Genomic DNA, 22,883 nt, shown 5'->3' on the forward strand with positions numbered 1-22,883 from the left:
ACGTACACCTCCCGCTGAGCGAGGGGGCAGCCTAGACCCCGATCTCACGAATCGAGATCAGGGGAACGAAAGGACATCCGTGACCGATACGGACGTGATCACCGCACCGAAGAGCAGGGCACGTGCCGGACTTTCCGGTATGGTCCTCACCGAATTGCGTGCTCTGGCCGGTGAGCTGGGCATCAAAGGCACCTCGGGCATGCGTAAAGGCGATCTCATCGCCGCGATCAAGGAACGCCAGGGCGGCGAACGTCCAAGCGGCACCGACCAGCTCACCCTGACCCCCGACGAGCCCAAGAGCGCGGACGCGGCCAAGGCCGTGAAGACCAAGGCGCCCCGGACCACCCGGGCGACCCGCGCCGCCAAGGCCCCGGCGGAGCCGCAGGACGCGCCGAGCGCGCCCGAGATGGAGCCTGCCGCACAGCCCGCCGACAGCGGTGCCGCGCAGGCACGCAGTGCCGAACCGGCCCAGAAGGAATCAGGCAAGAACGAGTCCGGCAAGAACGAGTCCGGTAGGGGCGAGTCGCCCCGGGCCGAGGGCGGCGACCAGCAGGACAGCCCCCAGGGCGAGGGCCGCGGCCGCAACCGGAACCGCAATCAACAGGGCCAGAACACCAACCAGCGCGGCGAGAACCAGCGCGGGGAGAACCAGCGCGGGGAGAACCAGCGCGGGGAGAACCAGCAGGGCAAGAACCAGCAGGGCGGTGGCCAGAACGGCCCGCGCGACGACGACGAGGACGGCGGTGGCCGCGGCCGGCGTGGCCGCCGGTTCCGTGAGCGCCGCCGCGGACGCGACCGCGACTCATCCACCGCGGGTGAGCCGCAGATCTCCGAGGACGACGTCCTGCAGCCCGTCGCGGGCATTCTCGATGTCCTCGACAACTACGCCTTCGTACGCACCTCCGGCTATCTGGCCGGGCAGAACGACGTCTACGTGTCGATGAATCTGGTGCGCCGCTACGGATTGCGCCGCGGCGACGCGGTGACCGGCGCGGTGAAGGTACTCAAGGACGGCGAACAGCCCAACCAGCGGCAGAAGTTCAATCCGCTGGCCCGACTGGACACCGTCAACGGCGGCGATCCCGAAGCCGCCCGCAAGCGCCCCGAGTTCAACAAGCTCACCCCGCTGTACCCGAATCAGCGGCTGCGCCTGGAAACCACGCCCGAGCGTCTCGACACCCGCGTCATCGACCTGATCATGCCCATCGGCAAGGGTCAGCGTGCGCTGATCGTGTCGCCGCCCAAGGCTGGTAAGACCACGATCCTGCAGGACATCGCCAACGCGATCACCACCAACAACCCCGAATGCCACCTGATGGTGGTGCTGGTGGACGAGCGTCCCGAAGAGGTCACAGACATGCAGCGTTCGGTGAAGGGTGAGGTCATCGCCTCCACCTTCGACCGGCCGCCGTCAGACCACACCTCGGTGGCCGAACTGGCCATCGAGCGGGCCAAGCGCCTCGTGGAGCAGGGCAAGGACGTCGTCGTGCTGCTTGACTCGATCACCCGTCTCGGCCGCGCCTACAACAACGCCTCGCCGGCGTCCGGACGCATCCTGTCCGGTGGTGTCGACTCGACGGCCCTGTACCCGCCCAAGCGGTTCCTCGGTGCGGCCCGCAACATCGAGAACGGCGGTTCGCTCACGATCATCGCGTCGGCGCTGGTGGAGACCGGATCGACCGGTGACACGGTCATCTTCGAGGAGTTCAAGGGCACTGGCAACGCCGAGCTCAAGCTCGACCGTAAGATCTCCGAACGCCGGGTGTTCCCCGCGGTCGACGTGAACCTGTCGAGCACCCGCAAGGATGAGCTGCTGCTCTCGCCCGAGGAGTTCTCGATCGTGCACAAGCTGCGCCGCGTGCTCAGTGGTCTCGACTCGCAGCAGGCTATCGACCTGCTGATCTCGCAGCTCAAGAAGACCAAGACCAACATCGAGTTCCTGATGCAGGTCCAGACGAACGCCCCCGGCGCCATGAAGGACGACTGAGCGACACACGACTGGGCGAGCACGACGGTCTGAACGACGACAACACCCCCGGCCATTCGGTCGGGGGTGTGTCGTACGGGTGGCAGGTGCTCAGGCGGCGAGGTCGCTGATGAGCTGGTCCCATGCCTCTGAGGCGATGGTGGCGACCGGTCCGGTCTGGGTGGCCACAAGGCTGCAGCGGCCGTGCCGGTCGTACAGTTCGATGGCCCCGGTGCGCCCGCACGCGCCCTGCGTCCAGGTGATCCAGCAGTGCTCGACCAGGTTGAAATTGATCATCACGCGGGCGGTGCCCGACGCGATCACCATGGTGCCGTTGTGTTCCCGGCATCCGTCCAGGGCGGCGTGGCGCATCTGCAGACAGCCCGCGGCGACCGCGCACAGGGTCACCGGCATGCCCAGCAGGGCGGCGTGTTCGAGCGCCGGGATCACCCGCTCGACGTCGACGCGGACCGCCGAACCCAGGGAGGGGGAGGACACGGCGGCGTCCGGCCCGGCCAGGCGCGTGAGTCGCCCGGCACCACCGTCATCGAGCAGCGCGTCGAACAGCGCGATCTGGTCGTCGTCGGGTGCCGAGGACGGCGCCGAGCCGGTGGCCCGGACCTCAGGCGGTCCGGCATCGGAGGGGGCGGCGTCGGTGCCGGCCTGCGGCGCGACGAGCGAGAGCGCCTCGAACGCGAGCCGGTCCGAATGCTCGGTCAGATACGTCGCGTGCGCGGTGTTCCCGTCGGCGTCGAAGATCCGCAGCGTCGGCGGAACGTGTGCCGCGGGCTCGGTGACCAGCGCTTTACCGAGGCGTGCGGGGTTGATGCGGAGCGAGATGTGCGCGTCGTCGGACCGCAGCGGCCCACCCATCTCACCCGGCGTGCTGTGCACACCGACGTCGTTCATGATGACCGGGCCGGCCACGGTCACGCCGACCACGCGATCGAGCAGCGACAGGTTCGCGGCCAGCTCGCAGACCGGGGTGTCGAGCACGGATCCGGCGAAACCGGGCGTGGCCAGCAGCGCATCCAGATCACTCGTGGCCTGCCGCGCCCGGCCCGGACAGTAACAGCCCGATGCGTTCGCGCATCCGTGCCCGGTGGCACCGCCGACCGTATGGTCGGCGTCGGCACCTGAATCATCGGGGGTCCTGTCCGGGGAATCTGGCATCGTTGCCGGTTCCTTCCCGCTCGCGCCGGGCGAGCCGCTAGTACACGTCGCGCAGGTAGCGCTTGTCGGATTTGAGCTTGCTGATGTAAGCCTCGGCGCCGTTGGCCGAGAGCCCGCCGTGCTGCGCGACGATCTCGTGCAGCGCCTCGTCGACGTCGTGTGCCATCCGGGTGGCGTCGCCGCACACGTAGATGTGCGCGCCGGACTCGAGCCAGGAGAAGAACTCGGCGCCCTTCTCGAGCATCCGGTTCTGGACGTACACCTTGTGCTCCTGATCCCGGGAGAACGCCAGGTCGAGGTGGGTGAGCACGCCGTCGGTGACGAACTGCCCGAACTCGTCGGCGTAGATGAAGTCGGAGGCGCGGTGCTGATCGCCGAAGAACAGCCAGTTGTCGCCGGTCGCGCCACGGTGGACCCGTTCGTGCAGGAACGCGCGGAACGGTGCGACCCCGGTGCCGGGGCCGATCATGATGACCTTGGCGTCGTCGGCGGGCAGCCGGAACGACTTGTTGGGGGTGATGTATACGCCCACCTGCTCACCCACGGGACGACGGTCGGCGAGGTAGGTGGAGCAGACGCCGCCACGGTCACGGTCCCCCGTGCGGTAGCGGACGGCGGCCATCGTGATGTGCACCGAACCCTCGTGGACCCGGGGGCTCGAGGAGATCGAGTAGACGCGGGCCGCGAGCGGCTTCAGCTCGGCGATCAGCTCCTCGGGGGTGATCGTCAGATCCGGGTCGACGTTGAGGACGTCGAGCACGTCGCGGCCGTACAGCCAGGCGTCGAGGGCCTCGTGATCGCCGGTGTCGACGAGATGGCCGATCTCCGGGTCGTGAGTGCGTTTGGCGATGTAGTCGACGAGGTACTTGGTGGGCACCCCGATCTCATAGTGGTAGGTGAGCGCGTCCCGCAGTGAGTGTTCGGTCTTGCGGTCCTTGATCACCTCGTCGCCGGTGGCGCCGATGCGCTTGAGGATCAGGTCCACCACCGACGGGTCGTTGACGGCGGCGATGCTGATGCCGTCGCCCGGCTCGTACGCGATGCCGCTGTCACCGAGGGAGATCTCGATGTGGCGCACCTCCTTGGCGGAGGTAGCCCCCGACAGCACCGAGTTGGTGACGATGGTGGCCGGATACGGGTTCTTGCGGCCCCAGTCGGACTTGCTCGTGGACTTGGCCGGGGCCGCCTCGGGTGCCGGCGGTTCCGCGACGGGTGTGTCGGCTATTGCGGGGGCGGGTTCTTCCGCGACCGGCTCAGCGGCGACCTGTTCCGCGACAACCGCAGCTGTGGCAACCGCGGGTTCTGCCCCGGCGGCGGCGAGTGCGGGGAGCGCGTCGACGATCCATTCGTCGGCGGGTCCCTGATAGTCCACGTCGCAGTCGACGCGGTCGATGACGCGGGTGGCGCCCAGTTCGGCGAGGCGGGCGTCGAAGTTCTTGCCCGCCTGGCAGAAGCCGTCGTAAATGGAGTCGCCCAGTGCAACGACACCGAAGAACGCACCGTCGAGGCGGGGTGCGTCGGGGCCTGCGACCTCCTGCCAGAAGTCCTCGGCATCGTCGGGCATCTCACCCTCGCCGTAGGTGGAGCACACGATGACCAGGTGTTTCGCCGCGGCCAGGGTGTCCAGGTCCATGTCGCCCATGTCCTTGGTCTCGGCGGCGAAGCCATGCTCGGCGGCGGCCGTCTCGACCTGCTCGGCGACGTACTCGGCGTTGCCGGTCTGCGTGCCGTAGACGATCAGCAGCGGGCGCGGACCCGCGTCGGCCGCCGCGGGCCCGGCGGCGGCCTCCGGCTGCGGGGCGGCGCCGCCACCAACAGCAGGGGCGGCGACGGCGGCGGTGGCAGCGGCCGCGACAGCCGCCGGTGCGGGCTCCGAAGGCAGCCCGATCCGGGTGTTCAATCCGGCGAGAAACCCTGCCAGCCAGGCCTTTTGTTCGCCCGTGAAGGGTACGTCCGAGGGAATGTGGGGCAGTTGCATGTCATCCGACCTTTGATTTGGCAGTGCGATTTGCGTCACTGTGATATATACCGGCCGCAATGGTAGCCGTGACATCCGGTACTGCTCTTGAGGCGAACAGCTCATCGAATCCGGGCAGTCCGCCAAGCTTCTCGCGGTTCACCGCGTCCTGGTGCAGCACCCAGCCGTAGGTCGCCGGCGCGTCGATCGACCGGACGTTGCGCAGCCACAAGGCGTTCTTGTAATCGGTGACCCGTTTGTTGCCGATCAGGGCGGCGAGCTGCTCGTCGGTATAGCCGGTGAGGATGTCGCGGGCGTACTTCTTGACCCGGCCGGTGAGTTCGAAGTCCTCGGTCAGCACCAGATTGCGTGCGGCCTTGGCGATCGCGGCCTCGCCGGCGTCGGTCTTGCGTAGTCGGCGGGTGGCCACCTCGCGGGCGAGTTCGAACACGATGAACGCACCGAGAACCCGGAACATCTGTTCGTCGTCGGTGTGCCCGAACTCGGGGGTCAGTCCGTCGGCGACGGGCGCCTTGTGCCGGATCGAGATCTTCAGCTTGCGGACCTGGTCGCCGGCGATCGCGGTGGACAGTTCGTCGAGCAACTCACGCTGCGACAGCGTGGCCATGATGGTCGTGCTGTCCTGGTGCTGCAGCAGCGCCCTGGGCATGGCGTAGCTGACGTAGTGGCGTTCGGTCTCCCAATTCTGGATCAGCCGGGTGGCCAGCGCCGATCCGGTCGCCTCCGCGTGCATGTGCAGCAGGGTGCGGGCGGCGTGCTGGTGAAACGGGGCGTACCGATCGCCCACACCGGTGATGGCGCCCACGATCACCGAATCGGAACTGATCCGCGATTCCAGAGCACACGCCGGGTCGTATTGATAGAGGAACCCGCCGCTCATCCCGTTGGCCAGGCCCTTGCCGTACCCGCCGAGGTTGAACACCGCGCCATTGGTCATGTACTCGCAGCCGTACTCGCCGAGACCCTCGACGACGGCCGTGGCACCGGAGTTGCGCACCGCGAACCGGTCGCCCGCCTCACCCTCGACGAACAACCGGCCGCCGGTGGCGCCGAACAACGCGAAATTGCCGACCAGGACGTTGCCGCCGGCCGCGGGCGAGCCGCCGCCGGGGGAGCGCACGATCACCGTGCCGCCCGACATCGACTTGCCGACGCCGTCGTTGCAGGTGCCCGTGTGGACCATCCGCATGCCGTCGGTGCAGAACGCCGCGTACGAGAGCCCAGCCGATCCGGTGGTGGGCACCGTGACGGCGTCGGCGTCGAGGTACCGGCGTCCGCGATCGTCGGTGTACACCGGGCGCAGCGTCGCGGCGGCCGCGTCGTCGATCTCATAGTTGAGGACCCGTTCGAGGTCGATGGCCAACTGCGCGCCGACGCTCTTGTTGCGATTGCCCAGGTGCACAGGCTGGGTGGTCACCGCCGTCGCCCCGCCCTCGAGGAGGGTGTCCCGCACCTGCTCGAGGAGCCGGTCGTCGACGGCGTAGTCGCGTTCGAGGTACACCGGATCGTCGATGTGCGGGTGATCGACGACCGCCAGCAGCGCGTCGGAGCGCAGGGTGCCGACCAGTGCCGGATGGTCGAGCACCGACAGCAGATCGGCACGGCCACGTACGGCCCGCAGATCCGGCAGGCCGAGCGAGGCCAGGATCTCCCGCACCTCATGCGCCACGTTGAGCAGGTACTGCGCCATCGCCCGCGGGTCGCCCTCGAACACCTCGGGGTTGGTGGTCAGGCCGGCCGGGCATTGGACATTGCAGGCCTTGGCGATGACGCAGCCCACCATCATCAGCGCCGCGGTCCCGAACTCGAAACTGTCGGCGCCGAGCAGCGCGGAGGTCACCACGTCGTGACCGGTCTGATGGGCACCAGAGGTGCGTAGGACGACCTTGTCTCGCAATCCGTTGGCGCACAGCGCCTGATGCACCTCGGCGAGCCCGATCTCGGCGGCCCGGCCCGCGTAGCGCAGGCTCGTCACCGACGCCGCGCCGGTGCCGCCGGTGTTGCCGGCCACGTTGATCACGTCGGCGCCCGCCTTGGCTACGCCGACGGCGATAGTGCCGATGCCCTCGGACGAGACCAGTTTGACGATGACCCGCACCCGTGCGGCCTTGCAGTCGTGGATCAGCTGCGCGAGATCCTCGATCGAATAGGTGTCGTGATGCGGCGGCGGCGAGACAAGTTCGACGCCGGGTGTGCCGCCGCGGGCCGCGGCGATCTCCACGGTCACCTTCGCCGCGGGTAACTGCCCGCCCTCGCCGGGCTTGGCGCCCTGGCCGATCTTGATCTCGAGCTCCTCGAGCATCGGGTCGGCCAGATATCCCGACCAGATCCCGAACCGGCCCGAGGCGAACTGTTTGATCCGCGAGGCACGGATGGTGCCGTACCGGGACAGGTGTTCGCCGCCCTCACCGCTGTTCGACAGGCCGCCCACCATGTTGGTGCCGTGCGCGACGGCCTCGTGCGCTGGTGCCACCAGCGCGCCGTGGCTCATCGCCCCCGAGGCGAACGTGGCGGTGATCTCGTGTGCGGGGGACACCTCGGACAAGGCGATCGCGGGGCCGGCAGGGCGGGCGGACAGGATGTCACGCAGCGCGCTGGGCCGTTCCTGGCGGGCCTGCGCGATATCCGCGGCGAACTCCCGGTAGGCCGGGGTGATCGCGAAACCGTCGATGGTCTCGTCGGAGAGCCGGTCGAAGCCGCTGCCGTCGTACACCGAGGCGTCGAGGCCGAACGCGGAATCGAGCGCGGTCAGGGTGAGCAGGGGCAGCGACCCCGAGGCGTCTTTGGCCGCTGCCGCCGCCGAGACCTTCTCCGCCGCCGCGTAGCTCAGCTTCTCGGAGGTGAGGCCCTCGTAGCGTTTCACCGCTCTGGTGCCGAATGAGTGCCCCGCTCCGCCTGCTCGCTCCTTGAACAGACCCAGCAGCGGCAGATCCTTGTCCGAGGCAGGCACCTCGGCCGGGTCGGTGGCCCGGCGATGCGCGTCGAGCAGAACCTCCGCGACGGCGTTGAGGCCCACACCGCCGACCGGTGACGGCGAGCCGGGGAACCAGCGGCGCAGGTCCGCGTCGGCGGTGTCGAGGAAGTTCGGTTCGAAGAATTCGCCGCCGATGTAGCTCTCGACGGTGCACAGGCCGACCCTGCCCATCGTCTTCATCAGGGACTTCTCGGCTGCCTTGGCCCAGTTCTTGAACGCACCCTCGGGGTCGGGGCGTGTCGCCGCGCGTCGGGCCACCGAATGCGGGTGCACGGCAGAGGCGCCGAATCCGAGCAGGGTGGCCAGGTGATGCGACGACTCGACCTGACCGCTGTCGACGACCAGGGAGATCCGCAGGCGCAGACCCTCCTCGATGAGCCGCTGGTTGATGGCCGAGACGACGAAGGTCATCGGCAGCGCGGCGTGGTCCGCGTCGATACCGCGGTCGGTGATGATCGCGATACCGCCGCGACGCTTGGCGAAGGCCACGATCTCCTCACCGAGATGGTCGATGGCGGTGACGATGCGCCCCCCGCCGACGTTCGCGCTGCCGGGACCGACCGGGTAGAGCGCGGGGAACGTGCTCACCGGTGTTTCGGTCTGCGCACCCAGTACCGCGAGGTGGGTGGCCGTCACGACGGGTGAGCGCAGGATGATCTGTCGCGTGCGGATGAGCGAGTCGTGGCGGTGGTCGCGACCGGACACCTCGGGCCGGATACCGAGCGCCACCCGCAGCGTCATGCCGTCCGCCTCCCGGATGCTGTCCAGCGGCGGGTTGGTGACCTGCGCGAATCGCTGCGAGAAGAACCGGGTGATGCTGGGTTCGATGTTGCTCAGCGCGTTGATCGCGTTGCCGAATCCCATCGCGGACACCAGTTCGGCACCCTTGTCGAGCATCGGATCCATGAAGTAGCGGAAGCTCTCCTGGTCCAGGTAGTACGCGCGATAGTGCTGATGGTCGGTGAGCGCCGGGGCGTCCCCGGTGCCCGCACCGGGACGGGCCACGACCTGCTGATCGGACTCGAACCCGATCGGCCCGAACGCCTGCAGATCGTCGAGGTCGACCTTGGCCGCGGCCAGCAGCGCCGGATAGTCGGCCGCGGCGGCGAGCTTCTCGTAGGCGTCCTCGGTGGTGTAGGTGCGATGTTCGCGGTGGTCGTAGAAGATCATCCCGCCGGCGGACACCCGGCCGCGGGAGATCACCGAGTCCGGATGCACGTCGATCTGGCCGGCCTCGGAGAACGCGCACAGGTATTTGTTGGTCTCCAGCGTCCGCAGGGGGCGCAGGCCGAGCCGGTCGAGCCGGGCCCCGATGATCGATCCGTTGCCGAAGACGACGGCGGCCGGGCCGTCGTTCTTCTCCTCGTACAGTGAGAAGTACTCGAACATCGCGCGCACCCGCAGCGAGAGCGAGGCGTCGTTCTCCCAGGCCGGCGGCATCATCGACACGATGGCGGTGACCAGGTCGAGTCCGTCCTCGGTGACCCGGGTGGCCACGGTCTGGTCGAGCCGCGAACTGTCGGACTGCCCGGGCGGGCGCACGATGGTGCGGCGCTGGGCCGCCGCGGCCGTCACCTGCGCGATGCGGTTCTTCTTGTCGGTGTTGAGCTCGCCGTTGTGGGCGAGGAACCGGAATGGCTGGGCCATCGTCGGATGCGGATCGGTGTTGGTGGAGAACCGGGTGTGGAAGAACAGCGTGTGCACCGCGTGATCGGGGTCGGTCAGGTCGGCGAAGTAGCCGACCACCTCGGGAGAGGAGAGCCGGCCTTTGAGCACCTGGGTGCGCGCCGACAGCGACAGCGGATACAGGCCGGCCAGCGCGGGCTCCGTGTAGCCGACCGCCTCGATGTGCAGCAGCGCCTGCTGTACCAGCAGGTCGAGCCGGGCCGGACTCGGCGTGGGCTCGGGCGCCCCGAACACCCACTGCCGGATGGGCAGCTGATGGGCGACGGCCGCCGGCCGCAGCACCGAGTTGTTCACCGGCACATCGCGAACGGCGAGTACGGAGAACCCGCGCTCGGCCATCGTGGACTCGATCAGGTGCTCGGCGCGAGTTTCCTCCCCGGCGGGGAGGAAGAAGTTGCCGACGCAGAACCGGCCGAGGGACAGGTCCTCGACCCCGGTGATCTTGCGGAAGAACGCCTGTGACAGGTCCATCGACACGCCGCCGCCGTCGCCCACGCCCTCGGCCGACATGCCGCCGCGGTGGGGGACCGAGCACAGCGCCTCGGATGCCTTGACGATGACCTCGTGGCTTTGCACGCCGTCCTTGCGGGTGATGAACCCGACGCCGCAACTACTCTTGTCGTCGCTGGGGTCCCACAGCAGGGCCTGCGTGCGCGGTTCGCGCTTCATACGTCTCCTGTATCGAGCCGGCTGGATGCTTGATACGCCCCTGCGACGTTGAAGTGGCGTCCGATCACTATAGCTAAGCCAATCCTAATTTAACTAAGCCATACCTTATTAGTGCTGGAGTGACTGGTAGTCGGGCCGGGGAATAGTGACGCCCCGGGGTTGCGTTACCGGTGCTGTGCCGACTGTGCCCGGCGGACCCGGTTGTCACCGATTTCATTCGGGATGGCCTGTCGTGGCATAGTGGCAAGGTTGAGTCCGGTACCGGTTCACACCGTCGAACATCGGCGGTGACCCGGCGACCACCATCGAAGGGACACCAGGAAATGAAGAAGGGTATTCACCCGGATTACGTCGCCACCACCGTCGTGTGTGGCTGCGGCAACACGTTCGAGACCCGGAGCACCGCCTCGAGCGGCCGGATCACCGTCGAAGTCTGCTCGCAGTGCCACCCGTTCTACACGGGCAAGCAGAAGATCCTCGACACCGGCGGTCGCGTCGCGCGCTTCGAGAAGCGCTACGGCAAGCGGAACAAGAGCGCAGCCTCCAGCTAGCTTCAGCGACGGCGCCCGCCTGGGAGTTTCCCGGGCCGGGCGCCGTTCTGCTTTGTTCAAACCGAGTGATCCACCGATTTCCAGTGAGGCGAATGTGAGCAGCACCAGCCCGTCCGCGATCGATGATGTCGTCGCCGAGCACGAGGGTCTGGAGCGCCAGCTGGCCGACCCCGCGCTGCACAACGACCCGGCCGCCGCGCGCCGCGTCGGCAAACGGTTCGCCGAGCTGGCGCCCGTGATGGCCACCTACCGCAAACTGCAGGCCGCCCGCGACGATCTGGAAGCCGCCCGCGAGCTCGCGGCCGACGACGCCGCCTTCGCCGAGGAGATCCCGGGCCTGGAAACGACGGTCGCCGAACTCGACGCGACGCTGACCGATCTGCTCGCCCCGCGCGACCCGCACGACGCCGACGACGTGGTCATGGAGATCAAATCCGGTGCGGGAGGGGAGGAGTCGGCGCTGTTCGCCTCCGACCTGGCGCGCATGTACCTCAAGTACTGCGAGAAGCGCGGCTGGAAGGCGCAGGTCCTCGGCGTCACCGAATCGGATCTCGGCGGCTACAAAGAGGCCACGATCTCGATCAAGGCGCGCGAATCGGTGCGCGACGGCGTGTGGTCGTGGCTGAAGTTCGAGGGCGGCGTGCACCGGGTGCAGCGGGTGCCGGTGACCGAGTCGCAGGGCCGGATCCACACCTCCGCCGCCGGTGTGCTCATCTACCCCGAGCCCGACGAGGTCGAGGAGGTCGCGATCGACGAGTCGGACCTGCGCATCGACGTCTACCGGTCCTCGGGCAAGGGCGGTCAGGGCGTCAACACCACCGACTCGGCCGTGCGCATCACCCACCTGCCCACCGGAATCGTCGTCACCTGCCAGAACGAGCGCTCGCAGCTGCAGAACAAGGCCCGCGCCATGCAGGTGCTCGCCGCGCGCCTGCAGGCCGCGGCCGAGGAGGAGGCCGAGGCGGCGGCGGCGCAGGGACGCGCCGCGCAGATCCGCACCGTCGACCGTTCCGAGCGGATCCGCACCTACAACTTCCCCGAGAACCGCATCACCGACCATCGCATCGGCTACAAGGCCAACAACCTCGACACGGTGCTGGCCGGCGACATGGACGCGCTGCTCGACGCGCTCGTCGCCGCCGACCGGCAGGCCCGGCTCGCCGCCGAATGACGGCTTTTCGCGTCACCGACGAGATCGCAGGCGCGACAAGGCGACTCGCCGATGCCGGAATCGAGGCGCCGCGGGCCGACGCGGAATGGCTGCTGTGCCACGTGCTCGGCATCGACCGCGGCAGACTCCTCGTCGCCGACGACCTGACCGTCGACGCCGCGGCCCGGTACCGGGACCTGGTGGACCGGCGCGCACAGCGGATCCCGCTGCAACATCTGACCGGTTCGGCGGCGTTCGGCCCGCTGGAGTTGTCCGTCGGCCCGGGCGTCTTCGTGCCCCGGCCGGAGACCGAATGGCTGCTCGAATGGGCGGTGTCCGAACTGCCGGGGGTGTGCGCGCCCGTCGTCGTCGATCTGTGCAGCGGCAGCGGCGCGCTCGCCATCGGCATCGCCGCACTTGTGCCGACGGCCCGTGTCTTCGCTGTCGAGAAGTCGCCTGAGGCGGGGGAGTGGTTGCGCCGCAATATCATCCACTGCGCGGTCGCCGACCGCTGTGTGGCCGTGCGCGCCGACGTGACCGATCGTCATGGCGCTCTCGACGCGCTGACGGAGGCGGGGTGGGAGGGTCCGGCGGATCTGGTCGTGAGTAACCCGCCGTACGTCCCCGAAGGTACCGACACGTCCGTGGAGGTCGGGTGGGATCCGCACGCGGCGGTGTTCGGCGGCGACGACGGTATGTCGGTGATCACACCGATGCTTCCCCTGATCGGGGCGCTGCTCCGGCCCGGGGGCGTGGCCGGGATCGAACACGACGAGACCACGGCGCCGGCGGTGCTCGCCGCAGCCCAGATGTCAGGTCTGTTCACCGAGGTCACCGGGCACGACGACCTGACCGGCAGGCCGCGCTTCGTGACGATGCGCCGCGCCGACGCGGGAGCGGGCGAACCTCGTGCAAGGATGGCAGAGTGAGTTTTTCGGCGCCCACCTCCGGCGGTGGGCCACACCCGGAAGTGAGTGAGGATCGTCAGTGAGCACCGTGTATGACTGCAACGAAGCCGACTCCCGGGGAGCCGGTATCCGTGCGGCGGTCGGTGCCGCGAAGGCGGGGCGGCTCGTGGTGCTGCCCACCGACACGCTCTACGGGATCGGCTGCGACGCATTCGACTCCGAGGCAGTGGCGTCTCTGCTGGCCGCAAAGGGACGTGGCCGCGATATGCCGGTGCCGGTGCTCGTCGGCTCCTGGCACACCATCGACGGGCTCGTCCTGTCGGTGTCGGCCGACATGCGGGCTCTCGTCGAGTCGTTCTGGCCTGGCGGCCTGAGCATCGTCGTCGAGCAGGCGCCGTCGTTGTCGTGGGATCTCGGCGACGCCGACGGCACCGTGATGGTGCGAATGCCCCTGCATCCGGTGGCGATCGAGTTGCTGCGCGAGGTGGGTCCGATGGCGGTCTCGAGCGCCAACGCGTCGGGACAGCCGCCGGCGACCACCGTCGCGGAGGCGCGCGCGCAACTCGGCGACGAGGTGTCGGTCTATCTCGACGGGGGCCCGGCGGCGCTGGCGCAGCCGTCGACCATCATCGACCTGACCGGTATGACGCCCCGGATCCTGCGCGAGGGCGCGGTGTCCACCGCCGACATCGCCGCGGTGCTCGACATCGATCCGGCAGTGCTGACCGGAGAGCGGTGAGCGGCCGGCGCCGCACGAGTTGTCGCGATGCACCCTGACCTGATGCAGCCGGATCTCCTGCTCGCCGCCGACTCGGGCGGGGGAGCGGGCGTCCCGTTCAGGGAGCTGCTGCTGATCGGTCTGACCGCGGCCGCCGTCACCTATCTTGTCACCTCGCTGGTCCGAACCGGGGCGATCAGGGCCGGCGCCGTCGCGGTGCCCCGGACCCGTGACGTCCACGTCATCCCGACGCCCCGGCTCGGCGGTGTCGGGATGTTCGCCGGTGTCCTGGCCGCCATCATGCTGGCCGCCAATCTGCCCGCCCTGACCCGCGGTTTCGCCTACACCAACGACATGAGCGCGGTGCTGGCCGCCGGCACGGTCATCGTCCTGGTCGGGGTCATCGACGACCGGTGGGGCCTGGACGCTCTCACCAAGTTCCTCGGCCAGGTCACCGCGGCGGGGGTGCTGGTGGTGATGGGGGTGAGCTGGTACCTGGTGCCGGTGCCGTTCGGCGATATCGACACCATCGTCCTCGATCCGTTCCAGGCCGGGCTGCTGACCGTGTTCATCACGGTCGCCACGATCAACGCGGTCAACTTCGTCGACGGCCTCGACGGCCTGGCCGCGGGTCTGGGGGCGATCTCGGCGCTGGCGATCTGCCTGTTCTCCCTGGGCCTGCTCCGCGACCAGGGCGGCGACGTCAGCTACTACCCGCCGGCCCTGATCGCGGCGGCGCTGGCCGGCGCGTGTCTGGGTTTCCTGCCGCACAACTTCTCACCCGCGCGGATCTTCATGGGTGACTCGGGCGCGATGCTCATCGGGCTGCTGCTGGCAGCCGCCGCGACCAGCGCGTCGGGGCGCATCGCGATCTACTCCTACGGCCCGGCCGACGTGTTCACCCTGCTCAGCCCGTTGATCCTGGTGGCGGCGGTGGTGTTCATCCCGATGCTGGACATGCTGATGGCGGTCGTCCGCCGTACCCGCGCGGGCGTCGGCTTTTACACGCCCGACAAGATGCACCTGCACCACCGGCTGCTCGAACTCGGGCACTCGCAGCGCAGGGTCGCCCTGATCATCTACCTCTGGGTGGGTGTGCTGGCATTTTCGGTCGCCGCCAGCACCATCTTCCCGGTCAGATATGTCGCCCCGGGGTTCGCGGCGGGGCTCATCCTGGCCGTCACTGCGACGATGGCGCCCGGACTGCAGCGCCGCTACGCGGAATGGCGTACGGGCGCCCGACACCGGGTGTGAGGTCGCAGGTCTGAGGTCGCGCGTCTGACGTCATCGGGGCTCCCGCCGGGGGCCAGGGTAAGGTAAGAGTAAAGCAGCGTGTACTATCTACCGTAGTAGAGCAGTTCTGCTCACGACGACTCGCCGGGAATCGGATACATACCCCCCGGTGACGTCGGTTTCCCTGTGTTGATAAGGTCACAGAGCACCCGCGGGTCACCCGGCTTCACACCGGCTGTCCGGAACCCCGCGCGGTACCCTGTGCCCGCTTTGGATGGGCTGAGTCCACCCGGAACGGGCTCAAAGGAGTTGAGGAGAGGCGCATGACGACATCTGCACCCGAATCAGCCCCCGTCTATCCGCAGGCACCCACGGGCCTGCGCCGCCCGGGAATCATCGCGGTCGTCGTCACGGCGATCGTGATCGGCGTGACGATCTGGCTCGGACACCCCTTGGTCGGGGTGTTCTTTCTTGTGGGCGTGGTGGGCATCTTCATCAACGCGGTCGCCGTGCGCAACGTCGTCGGCGCGATCGCGGCAGAGGCCAACCCGCACAAGAAGTCTTTGGCCCTCAATTCCGCGGCCCGGCTCGGCGCCATCACGGTGCTGGCGCTGGCGGCGGCCTTCCTGGTCCGGCCCGATGGGCTGGGCGTTATGTTCGGACTCGCGGTTGGACAGGTGATCCTGGTACTCAACTCGGTGATCCCGGTGATGAAAGGACTGCGTAAGCAGCTATGAGCGAAACCTCCACTTTGGCGGCTTCCATCGAAGTTGGTCACCACCGCGAGGCCGAGTGGCTCGGGATGACCTTCAACGTCGACACCATCATCGCCTCGGCGCTCGCCGCGGTGATCGTGATCGGCCTGGCCTTCTTCGTCAAGGCCAAGATGACCTCGGGCAAACCGAACACCGTGCAGATCTACTTCGAGACGATCACGGTGCAGATGCGTCAGCAGATCGAGCAGGGCATCGGCATGAAGATCGCCGGCTTCGTCCTGCCGCTGGCGGTCACGCTGTTCACCTACATCCTCATCGCCAACTGGATCGGCGTCATCCCGTGGCAGTACGGCGAGAAGGTCGACGGCGAGAACGTCGCCAAGGAAGTGCTGATGACGCCGTCCGGCGACGTCAACTTCGTCTACGCGATGGCCCTGTTCGTGTTCGTCTGGTACCACGCCGCCGGTGTCAAGCGCCGCGGCATCATCGGCCACCCGGTGAAGCTGATCAAGGGACACGCGATCGGCCTGGCCCCGATCAACATCATCGAAGAGATCGCCAAGCCCGTCTCGCTCTCCCTCCGTCTTTTCGGCAACATGTTCGCCGGCGGCACGATGCTCGCGGTCATCGCCATGTTCCCCGCCTACATCCTGTGGGCCCCCAACGCGCTGTGGAAGTCGTTCGACCTCTTCGTCGGCCTCATCCAGGCGTTCATCTTCTCGCTGCTGACTGTTCTCTACTTCAGTCAGGCGATGGAGACCGAAGACCATCACTGACGAAACCCCTGACCGGCGCCGCCGGGCAGGCCTATAGACCTGGCGAGTGATATCGCCAGTTTCCACCCGAAAGGAAAGTTCAGAATGGATCCAACAATTGGTATGGGCGCCCTGATCGGCGGCGGTCTCATCATGGCCGGCGGTGCGATCGGTGCCGGTATCGGTGACGGTCTGGCCGGTGCTCAGCTGATCGCGGGTATCGCTCGTCAGCCCGAGGCTCAGGGTCGTCTGTTCACCCCGTTCTTCATCACCGTCGGTCTGGTCGAGGCTGCGTACTTCATCAACCTCGCGTTCATGGCGCTGTTCGTCTTCGCCACCCCGATCTCCGCCGAGTGACATCAGGTTCAATAGAAAGAATCAATCACCATGTATCTCGCCTCAGGATCCGAGGGTGAGGGAACCAGCAACTTCCTGATCCCCAACGGCACGTTTTTCGTGTGCCTGTTGATCTTCGTAGTCGTGTTTCTGGTCATCAAGTTCTACGTGGTACCGCCGATCGTCCAGGTCCTCGACGAACGCGATGCCCGGGTTGCGAAGACTGCCGAGGACAACAAGGCAGCTGCGGCGAGCTACGAGGCTGCCACCACCGAGTACGAGGCCGCGCTCAAAGACGCTCGTGGTGTGGCAACCGGTATCCGGGACGAGGCACGGGCACAAGGTAACGACGAACTGGCAGAGGCGAAGCGGCGCGCGACCGAGAAGGCCGACGCCGCTCTCGCCAAAACCACGGCGTCTCTGCGCACCGAGGCCGACGCGGCCGCGGCCACCGCGCAGCAGGACGTCGAGCGTCTGTCCGAGACACTCGCCGGGCGCGTGCTCGGCGTCGACGTCCGGACTGGCAAGGCAATTCAGGAGACGGTGAGCTAACAGTGGGAATCTTCATCGGACAGCTCGTCGGCTTCGCCGTCGTCGCTTTCCTTATCTGGAAGTTCGTCGTGCCGCTCCTCGGCAAGATGGTGAAGAACACGCAGGACACCATCGGCCAGCAGATCGTCGACAGCGAGGCGGCCGAGGCCAAGGCCAAGGAAGCGGCAATCGCCCACGACAAGGCGGTCGAGAACGCCAAGGTCGAGGGTGAGAAGCTGCGGAAGAACGCCGTCTCCGACGCCGAGGACATCGTCACCGACCTGCGGGGCCACGCCGACCGTGAGGTCCGCCGGATCTCGGAGGGCAGCGCCAACCAGGGCGAACTCGTCCGGTCCACCATGGTGCGCAAGCTGCGCACCGACCTTGGCCTGAGTGCTGTCGGCCAGGCGGGCGAACTGGTCCGCGGGCACCTCGCCGACCCGGCCGCCAAGGAGCAGAGCGTCGATCGCGTCATCAGTGAGCTCGAGGCGATGTCTGCGGCCACGCCGGCCTCGCACACGCGTGCCGAGCTGATCGGTCTGCACTCGCTGCGGGCCACCAGCCGCGACGGCGCACAGGCCGTGGCCGAGACCTTCGAGGCCGACGCCGCGGGCAAGGACTCCGCAGATCTCATCGCGGCCTCCGAGGATCTCACCCAGATCATCGCGCTTCTCGACAAGAACCCGGTTCTGCGCAAGAAGCTCACCGAGGATGACGAGTTCCCGCAGGGCAAGACCGCCCTGGTCAACTCGCTGTTCGCGGGCAAGGCATCGCCGGTGGCAGTCGACATCGTCGCCGCCGCCGCCCGGCAGCGCTGGTCGACCACCGCCGACTTCGGCACCGCGCTGCGGCGCCAGAACTCGCTCGTCGTGCTCGCCGCGGCCGAGCGCGACGGCTCCATCGAAAGCGTCGAGGACGAACTCTTCCGGGTCTCGCGACTCCTCGACGGCAATCCGCAGCTCGCTTCGCTGCTGTCGGATCACACCCACGGCGCCGATAACCGGATCGGGCTGCTGGACAAGCTGATCGGTGGCAAGGTCGGCGCACATACGCAGACCCTGCTCTCCCACACGGTGCGGTTGCTGCACGGTCAGCCCGTGGAGCTGGCCGTCGGACATCTCGCCGAACTGGCCGCCGCGCGTCGCGGTGAGTCGGTCGCCCACGTCGTGTCGGCAGCGCCGCTGACCGACGCGCAGATTCAGCGCCTCGCCGGCGTTCTGGGCAACATCTACGGCCGCTCCATCTCGGTGCAGACGGAGGTCGACCCGGAGATCCTCGGCGGCCTGCGTATCGCCGTCGGCGACGAGGTCATCGAGGCCGACATCGCCACACGGCTGGCCAAAGCGGCCCAGACCCTGCCGCGCTGACGCGCGAGCTCACCACATCACCAGCACAGACCTGAACCGATTCAAGGAAAGACGAGAACACCCATGGCGGAGTTGACGATCTCACCAGAGGAGATCAAGGGAGCGATCGAGCAGTACGTCTCGTCGTTCGAGGCAGAGGCGTCCCGCGACGAAGTGGGCATCATCACCCACACCGCTGACGGTATCGCCCAGGTCAGTGGCCTGCCCGGTGCGATGGCCAACGAACTGCTCAAGTTCGAGGGCGGCATCCTCGGCGTCGCCCTCAACCTCGACGAGGACGAGATCGGCGCCGTCATCCTCGGTGACTTCCAGTCGCTCGAAGAGGGCCAGCAGGTCAGCCGCACCGGTGAGGTTCTGTCGGTTCCGGTCGGTGACAAGTTCCTCGGCCGCGTCATCGACCCGCTCGGCGCCCCGATCGACGGCCTCGGCGACATCGAGTCCGAGGGCGAGCGCGTCCTCGAACTCCAGGCCGCCACCGTGCTGCAGCGCCAGCCCGTCGAGGAGTCGCTGGCCACCGGCATCAAGGCCATCGACGCCATGACCGCCATCGGACGGGGCCAGCGTCAGCTGGTCATCGGCGACCGCAAGACCGGCAAGACCGCGGTCTGCATCGACGCGATCCTCAACCAGAAGGCGAACTGGGACAGCGGCGACCCGAACAAGCAGGTCCGCTGCATCTACGTCGCGATCGGCCAGAAGGGTTCGACCATCGCCGGCGTCAAGACCGCCCTCGAAGAGGCCGGCGCGATGGAGTACACCACCATCGTCGCCGCTCCCGCCTCCGACTCGGCCGGCTTCAAGTGGCTCGCACCGTACACCGGTTCTGCCATCGGCCAGCACTGGATGTACGAGGGCAAGCACGTCCTGATCGTGTTCGACGACCTCACCAAGCAGGCCGAGGCCTACCGCGCGATCTCGCTGCTGCTGCGCCGCCCGCCGGGCCGCGAGGCATACCCCGGTGACGTCTTCTACCTGCACTCGCGTCTGCTGGAACGTGCCGCCAAGCTGTCCGACGACATGGGCGGCGGCTCGATGACCGCTCTGCCGATCATCGAGACCAAGGCCAACGACGTGTCGGCGTTCATCCCGACCAACGTCATCTCGATCACCGACGGTCAGGTCTTCCTCGAATCGGACCTGTTCAACAAGGGCGTCCGCCCCGCCATCAACGTCGGTACCTCGGTGTCGCGCGTCGGTGGTGCCGCTCAGACCAAGGGCCTGAAGAAGGTCTCCGGTTCGCTGCGTCTGGAACTGGCCCAGTTCCGTGAGCTCGAGGCGTTCTCCGCCTTCGCCTCCGACCTCGACGACGCCTCCAAGGCTCAGCTCGAGCGCGGTGCCCGCTGGGTCGAGATGCTCAAGCAGGACCAGTACAGCCCGTTCTCGGTGGAGGACCAGATCGTGTCGATCTACCTCTGCGGTGAGGGCCACTACGACTCGGTGCCGGTCAACGACGTGCGCAACTTCGAGTCGCAGCTGCTCTCGCACCTGCACCACAACGCCAAGGGCGTCTACGCCTCCATCGAGGGTGGCCAGGTGCTCAGCGCCGATCAGGCCGAGGCCCTCGTCTCCGAGGTCGACGCGTTCAAGAAGGGCTACCTGACCCACGACGGCAAGCGTGTTGTCAACGACACCGCCGTCGGTGCGATGGACGCCGAGGACGTGGAGCGCGAAGCCATCAAGGTGAAGAAGTAGTCCGTGGACAACCGATTCTTTCGTCAGAAAGGGGTGAGGGTTCATGGCCAGCATCCGTGAGCTGCGCTCACGCATCCGGTCGGTGCAGTCGACCAAGAAGATCACCAAGGCGCAGGAGCTGATCGCGACCTCGCAGATCACCAAGGCACAGGCCCGGGTGGCGGCGGCCAAGCCGTACTCGGCCGAGATGACCGCGGTGCTCGCGGAGCTGGCCGGCAGTGCCGGTTCGCTCGATCACCCGCTGCTGGTGGAACGGGAAGCCCCCAAGCGTGCCGCAGTGCTGGTGGTCACCAGCGACCGCGGTATGTGCGGCGGCTACAACTCCAACGCGCTGCGTTCGGCGCGTGAGCTCATCGCCCTCCTCCAGGAGGAGGGCAAGGAGCCCGTGCTGTTCGTCACCGGGCAAAAAGGTATCGGTTACTTCACGTTCCGCGGCCAGTCACTCGCCGGGTCGTGGAGCGGCTTCTCGCAGAAGCCGACGTTCAGCGATGCCGCCGAGGCGGCCGATCTGCTCGTCGACCTGTTCATGGCCGGTTCGGGTGAGACCGTCGAGCTTCCGGAAGGCGGTTCGCTGGAGGGTGTCGACGAGATCCACATGGTCTACACCCGGTTCGTCACGATGCTGACGCAGACGCCTGAGGTCCGCCGGGTCGCTCCGCTCGTGGTCGCCGAGGCCGAGGAGTCCGATCCGTCGACGCCGGATCGCAACTACAGCTTCGAGCCCGGCGCAGACGCTCTGCTCGATTCGCTGCTGCCCAAGTACGTGGCGACGCGGATCCACGCGGCGTTGCTCGACTCGTCCGCATCGGAGTCGGCGGCGCGCCGCACCGCCATGAAGGCGGCAACCGACAACGCGGAGGAACTGTCGAAGTCGTTGTCCCGTGAGGCCAACCAGCTGCGTCAGGCCCAGATCACCCAGGAACTCAGCGAGATCGTCGGCGGCACCGCCGCACTGACCTGAGTGCGCCGGCGCGAGCGCGCCCAACCGAAACGTTTACCCAAGAGGAAGTGACCCAACCACAATGACCGCAGCTGTTTCGACACCAACGGAAGGGAAGGCGGGCTCGACCCAGGGCCGCGTCGTCCGCATCATCGGCCCCGTGGTCGACGTCGAGTTCCCCCGGGGCTCGATCCCTGAACTGTTCAACGCTCTCAACGCAGAGGTCACGCTGGCGGCCGTCGCCAAGACGCTGACCCTTGAGGTAGCCCAGCACCTCGGCGACAACCTGGTGCGTACCATCTCGATGCAGCCCACCGATGGCCTGGTCCGTGGCGCTGCGGTCTCCGACACCGGCTTCCCGATCCGGGTGCCCGTCGGTGACGTGGTCAAGGGTCACGTGTTCAACGCGCTCGGCGACTGCCTCGACAGCCCGGGCCTGGGTCGCGACGGCGAGCAGTGGGGCATCCACCGCAAGCCCCCGGCCTTCTCCGAGCTCGAGGGTAAGACCGAGATCCTGGAGACCGGCATCAAGGTCATCGACCTGCTGACCCCGTACGTGAAGGGCGGCAAGATCGGTCTGTTCGGTGGTGCCGGCGTCGGCAAGACCGTTCTGATCCAGGAGATGATCACCCGTATCGCTCGCGAGTTCTCGGGCACCTCGGTGTTCGCGGGCGTCGGTGAGCGTACCCGTGAGGGCACCGACCTCCACCTCGAAATGGAGGAGATGGGCGTTCTCGGTGATACCGCCCTCGTCTTCGGCCAGATGGACGAGCCGCCGGGCACCCGTATGCGCGTCGCCCTGTCGGCGCTGACCATGGCGGAGTACTTCCGCGATGTGAAGCACCAGGACGTGCTGCTGTTCATCGACAACATCTTCCGCTTCACGCAGGCGGGCTCGGAGGTCTCGACCCTCCTCGGCCGTATGCCTTCCGCGGTGGGTTACCAGCCGACGCTGGCCGACGAGATGGGTGAGCTCCAGGAGCGCATCACCTCGACCAAGGGCCGGTCGATCACCTCGCTGCAGGCCATCTACGTGCCCGCCGACGACTACACCGACCCGGCGCCGGCCACCACGTTCGCCCACCTCGACGCGACCACCGAGCTCTCGCGCCCGATCTCGCAGCTGGGTATCTACCCCGCCGTGGATCCGCTGACCTCGACCTCGCGAATCCTGGAGGCCTCGATCGTCGGTGACGAGCACTTCCGCGTCGCCAACGAGGTCAAGCGCATCCTGCAGAAGTACAAGGAGCTGCAGGACATCATCGCCATCCTCGGTATGGACGAACTGTCCGAAGAGGACAAGGTGACGGTGCAGCGTGCCCGTCGTCTGCAGAAGTTCCTCGGCCAGAACTTCCTGGTCGCCGAGAAGTTCACCGGCCAGGTCGGTTCGGTCGTGCCGCTCGCCGACACCATCGAGGCGTTCGATCGTGTCTGCAAGGGCGAGTTCGATCACCTGCCGGAGCAGGCGTTCAACAGCTGTGGTGGCCTCGACGACGTGGAAGCCGCCGCTGCCAAGATCGCCGGAAAGTAGCACATCACC

Annotated in this window: 17 protein-coding genes; 14 read left to right on the forward strand and 3 right to left on the reverse strand. The window is 67.6% G+C overall.

The features are described 5' to 3' along the window. The first annotated feature begins 79 nt into the window (after nt 1-79). Complete coding sequence (gene rho / locus GOAMR_RS13765; RefSeq protein WP_005188757.1) at nt 80-1,987, forward strand: transcription termination factor Rho; 1,908 nt, start codon at nt 80-82, stop codon at nt 1,985-1,987. Nucleotides 1,988-2,077: 90 nt separating this feature from the next. On the opposite strand, the gene GOAMR_RS13770 is transcribed toward rho, so the two are convergent. From GOAMR_RS13770 to GOAMR_RS13780, 3 genes are read right to left on the reverse strand one after another with little or no spacing between them, the layout of a single operon-like run. Next, nucleotides 2,078-3,139 (reverse strand): ChuX/HutX family heme-like substrate-binding protein, encoded by a 1,062-nt coding sequence (locus tag GOAMR_RS13770; protein ID WP_005188759.1) that lies wholly within the window; start codon nt 3,137-3,139, stop codon nt 2,078-2,080. Nucleotides 3,140-3,176: 37 nt separating this feature from the next. Next, nucleotides 3,177-5,117 (reverse strand): sulfite reductase subunit alpha, encoded by a 1,941-nt coding sequence (locus tag GOAMR_RS13775; RefSeq protein ID WP_005188761.1) that lies wholly within the window; start codon nt 5,115-5,117, stop codon nt 3,177-3,179. Between the two features lies 1 nt (nt 5,118). Next, nucleotides 5,119-10,446, reverse strand: coding sequence for a glutamate synthase-related protein (locus tag GOAMR_RS13780; protein ID WP_005188762.1), 5,328 nt, complete (start codon nt 10,444-10,446; stop codon nt 5,119-5,121). Nucleotides 10,447-10,769: 323 nt separating this feature from the next. Between GOAMR_RS13780 and rpmE the strand changes: the two genes are divergently transcribed. The 13 genes from rpmE to atpD all read left to right on the forward strand — a co-directional run bounded on the left by rpmE (nt 10,770) and on the right by atpD (nt 22,874). Then, complete coding sequence (rpmE, locus tag GOAMR_RS13785) at nt 10,770-10,997, forward strand: 50S ribosomal protein L31 (RefSeq protein ID WP_005188763.1); 228 nt, start codon at nt 10,770-10,772, stop codon at nt 10,995-10,997. 94 nt (nt 10,998-11,091) lie between these two features. Beyond that, on the forward strand, nt 11,092-12,168 hold the full coding sequence (prfA, locus tag GOAMR_RS13790; RefSeq protein ID WP_005188764.1) for a peptide chain release factor 1: 1,077 nt from the start codon (nt 11,092-11,094) through the stop codon (nt 12,166-12,168). Next, nucleotides 12,165-13,076, forward strand: a complete 912-nt coding sequence (prmC, locus tag GOAMR_RS13795; protein ID WP_005188765.1) for a peptide chain release factor N(5)-glutamine methyltransferase — start codon at nt 12,165-12,167, stop codon at nt 13,074-13,076. Before prfA ends, prmC begins: the two co-directional genes overlap by 4 nt. Nucleotides 13,077-13,134: 58 nt before the next feature. Beyond that, nucleotides 13,135-13,794: an L-threonylcarbamoyladenylate synthase gene (locus GOAMR_RS13800; RefSeq protein ID WP_005188766.1), complete on the forward strand. Its 660-nt coding sequence runs from the start codon at nt 13,135-13,137 to the stop codon at nt 13,792-13,794. 42 nt (nt 13,795-13,836) lie between these two features. After that, nucleotides 13,837-15,027, forward strand: a complete 1,191-nt coding sequence (locus GOAMR_RS13805) for a glycosyltransferase family 4 protein (protein WP_040515308.1) — start codon at nt 13,837-13,839, stop codon at nt 15,025-15,027. 302 nt (nt 15,028-15,329) lie between these two features. Continuing rightward, entirely contained in the window at nt 15,330-15,743 is a 414-nt protein-coding gene (locus GOAMR_RS13810) for a hypothetical protein (RefSeq protein WP_005188768.1), read from the forward strand. Beyond that, nucleotides 15,740-16,498 (forward strand): F0F1 ATP synthase subunit A, encoded by a 759-nt coding sequence (gene atpB / locus GOAMR_RS13815; RefSeq protein ID WP_005188771.1) that lies wholly within the window; start codon nt 15,740-15,742, stop codon nt 16,496-16,498. The genes GOAMR_RS13810 and atpB overlap by 4 nt, the downstream gene beginning before the upstream one ends. 84 nt (nt 16,499-16,582) lie before the next feature. Next, the gene (locus GOAMR_RS13820; protein ID WP_005188774.1) at nt 16,583-16,834 is read left to right on the forward strand and encodes a F0F1 ATP synthase subunit C; all 252 of its coding nucleotides are present in this window, start codon (nt 16,583-16,585) and stop codon (nt 16,832-16,834) included. 30 nt (nt 16,835-16,864) lie between these two features. Beyond that, entirely contained in the window at nt 16,865-17,365 is a 501-nt protein-coding gene (locus GOAMR_RS13825; protein ID WP_005188777.1) for a F0F1 ATP synthase subunit B, read from the forward strand. 2 nt (nt 17,366-17,367) lie between these two features. After that, entirely contained in the window at nt 17,368-18,711 is a 1,344-nt protein-coding gene (locus GOAMR_RS13830; protein WP_005188779.1) for a F0F1 ATP synthase subunit B/delta, read from the forward strand. A gap of 63 nt (nt 18,712-18,774) precedes the next feature. Further along, nucleotides 18,775-20,403 (forward strand): F0F1 ATP synthase subunit alpha, encoded by a 1,629-nt coding sequence (gene atpA, locus GOAMR_RS13835; protein WP_005188782.1) that lies wholly within the window; start codon nt 18,775-18,777, stop codon nt 20,401-20,403. Nucleotides 20,404-20,446: 43 nt separating this feature from the next. Beyond that, entirely contained in the window at nt 20,447-21,364 is a 918-nt protein-coding gene (locus GOAMR_RS13840; protein ID WP_005188784.1) for a F0F1 ATP synthase subunit gamma, read from the forward strand. Between the two features lie 61 nt (nt 21,365-21,425). Then, nucleotides 21,426-22,874, forward strand: coding sequence for a F0F1 ATP synthase subunit beta (gene atpD, locus GOAMR_RS13845; protein ID WP_005188786.1), 1,449 nt, complete (start codon nt 21,426-21,428; stop codon nt 22,872-22,874). Nucleotides 22,875-22,883: the final 9 nt, after the last annotated feature.

It is taken from the genome of Gordonia amarae NBRC 15530 (assembly GCF_000241345.1).
Taxonomy (GTDB): Bacteria; Actinomycetota; Actinomycetes; order Mycobacteriales; family Mycobacteriaceae; genus Gordonia; species Gordonia amarae.

Coding starts and splice junctions, on each gene's coding strand:
- GOAMR_RS13770 (WP_005188759.1), bottom strand. CDS start 3,139: ATGCCAGATTCCCCGGACAGGACCCCCGATGATTCAGGTGCCGACGCC.
- GOAMR_RS13775 (WP_005188761.1), bottom strand. CDS start 5,117: ATGCAACTGCCCCACATTCCCTCGGACGTACCCTTCACGGGCGAACAA.
- GOAMR_RS13780 (WP_005188762.1), bottom strand. CDS start 10,446: ATGAAGCGCGAACCGCGCACGCAGGCCCTGCTGTGGGACCCCAGCGAC.
- rpmE (WP_005188763.1), top strand. CDS start 10,770: ATGAAGAAGGGTATTCACCCGGATTACGTCGCCACCACCGTCGTGTGT.
- prmC (WP_005188765.1), top strand. CDS start 12,165: ATGACGGCTTTTCGCGTCACCGACGAGATCGCAGGCGCGACAAGGCGA.
- GOAMR_RS13805 (WP_040515308.1), top strand. CDS start 13,837: ATGCAGCCGGATCTCCTGCTCGCCGCCGACTCGGGCGGGGGAGCGGGC.
- GOAMR_RS13810 (WP_005188768.1), top strand. CDS start 15,330: ATGACGACATCTGCACCCGAATCAGCCCCCGTCTATCCGCAGGCACCC.
- atpB (WP_005188771.1), top strand. CDS start 15,740: ATGAGCGAAACCTCCACTTTGGCGGCTTCCATCGAAGTTGGTCACCAC.
- GOAMR_RS13820 (WP_005188774.1), top strand. CDS start 16,583: ATGGATCCAACAATTGGTATGGGCGCCCTGATCGGCGGCGGTCTCATC.
- GOAMR_RS13825 (WP_005188777.1), top strand. CDS start 16,865: ATGTATCTCGCCTCAGGATCCGAGGGTGAGGGAACCAGCAACTTCCTG.
- atpA (WP_005188782.1), top strand. CDS start 18,775: ATGGCGGAGTTGACGATCTCACCAGAGGAGATCAAGGGAGCGATCGAG.
- GOAMR_RS13840 (WP_005188784.1), top strand. CDS start 20,447: ATGGCCAGCATCCGTGAGCTGCGCTCACGCATCCGGTCGGTGCAGTCG.
- atpD (WP_005188786.1), top strand. CDS start 21,426: ATGACCGCAGCTGTTTCGACACCAACGGAAGGGAAGGCGGGCTCGACC.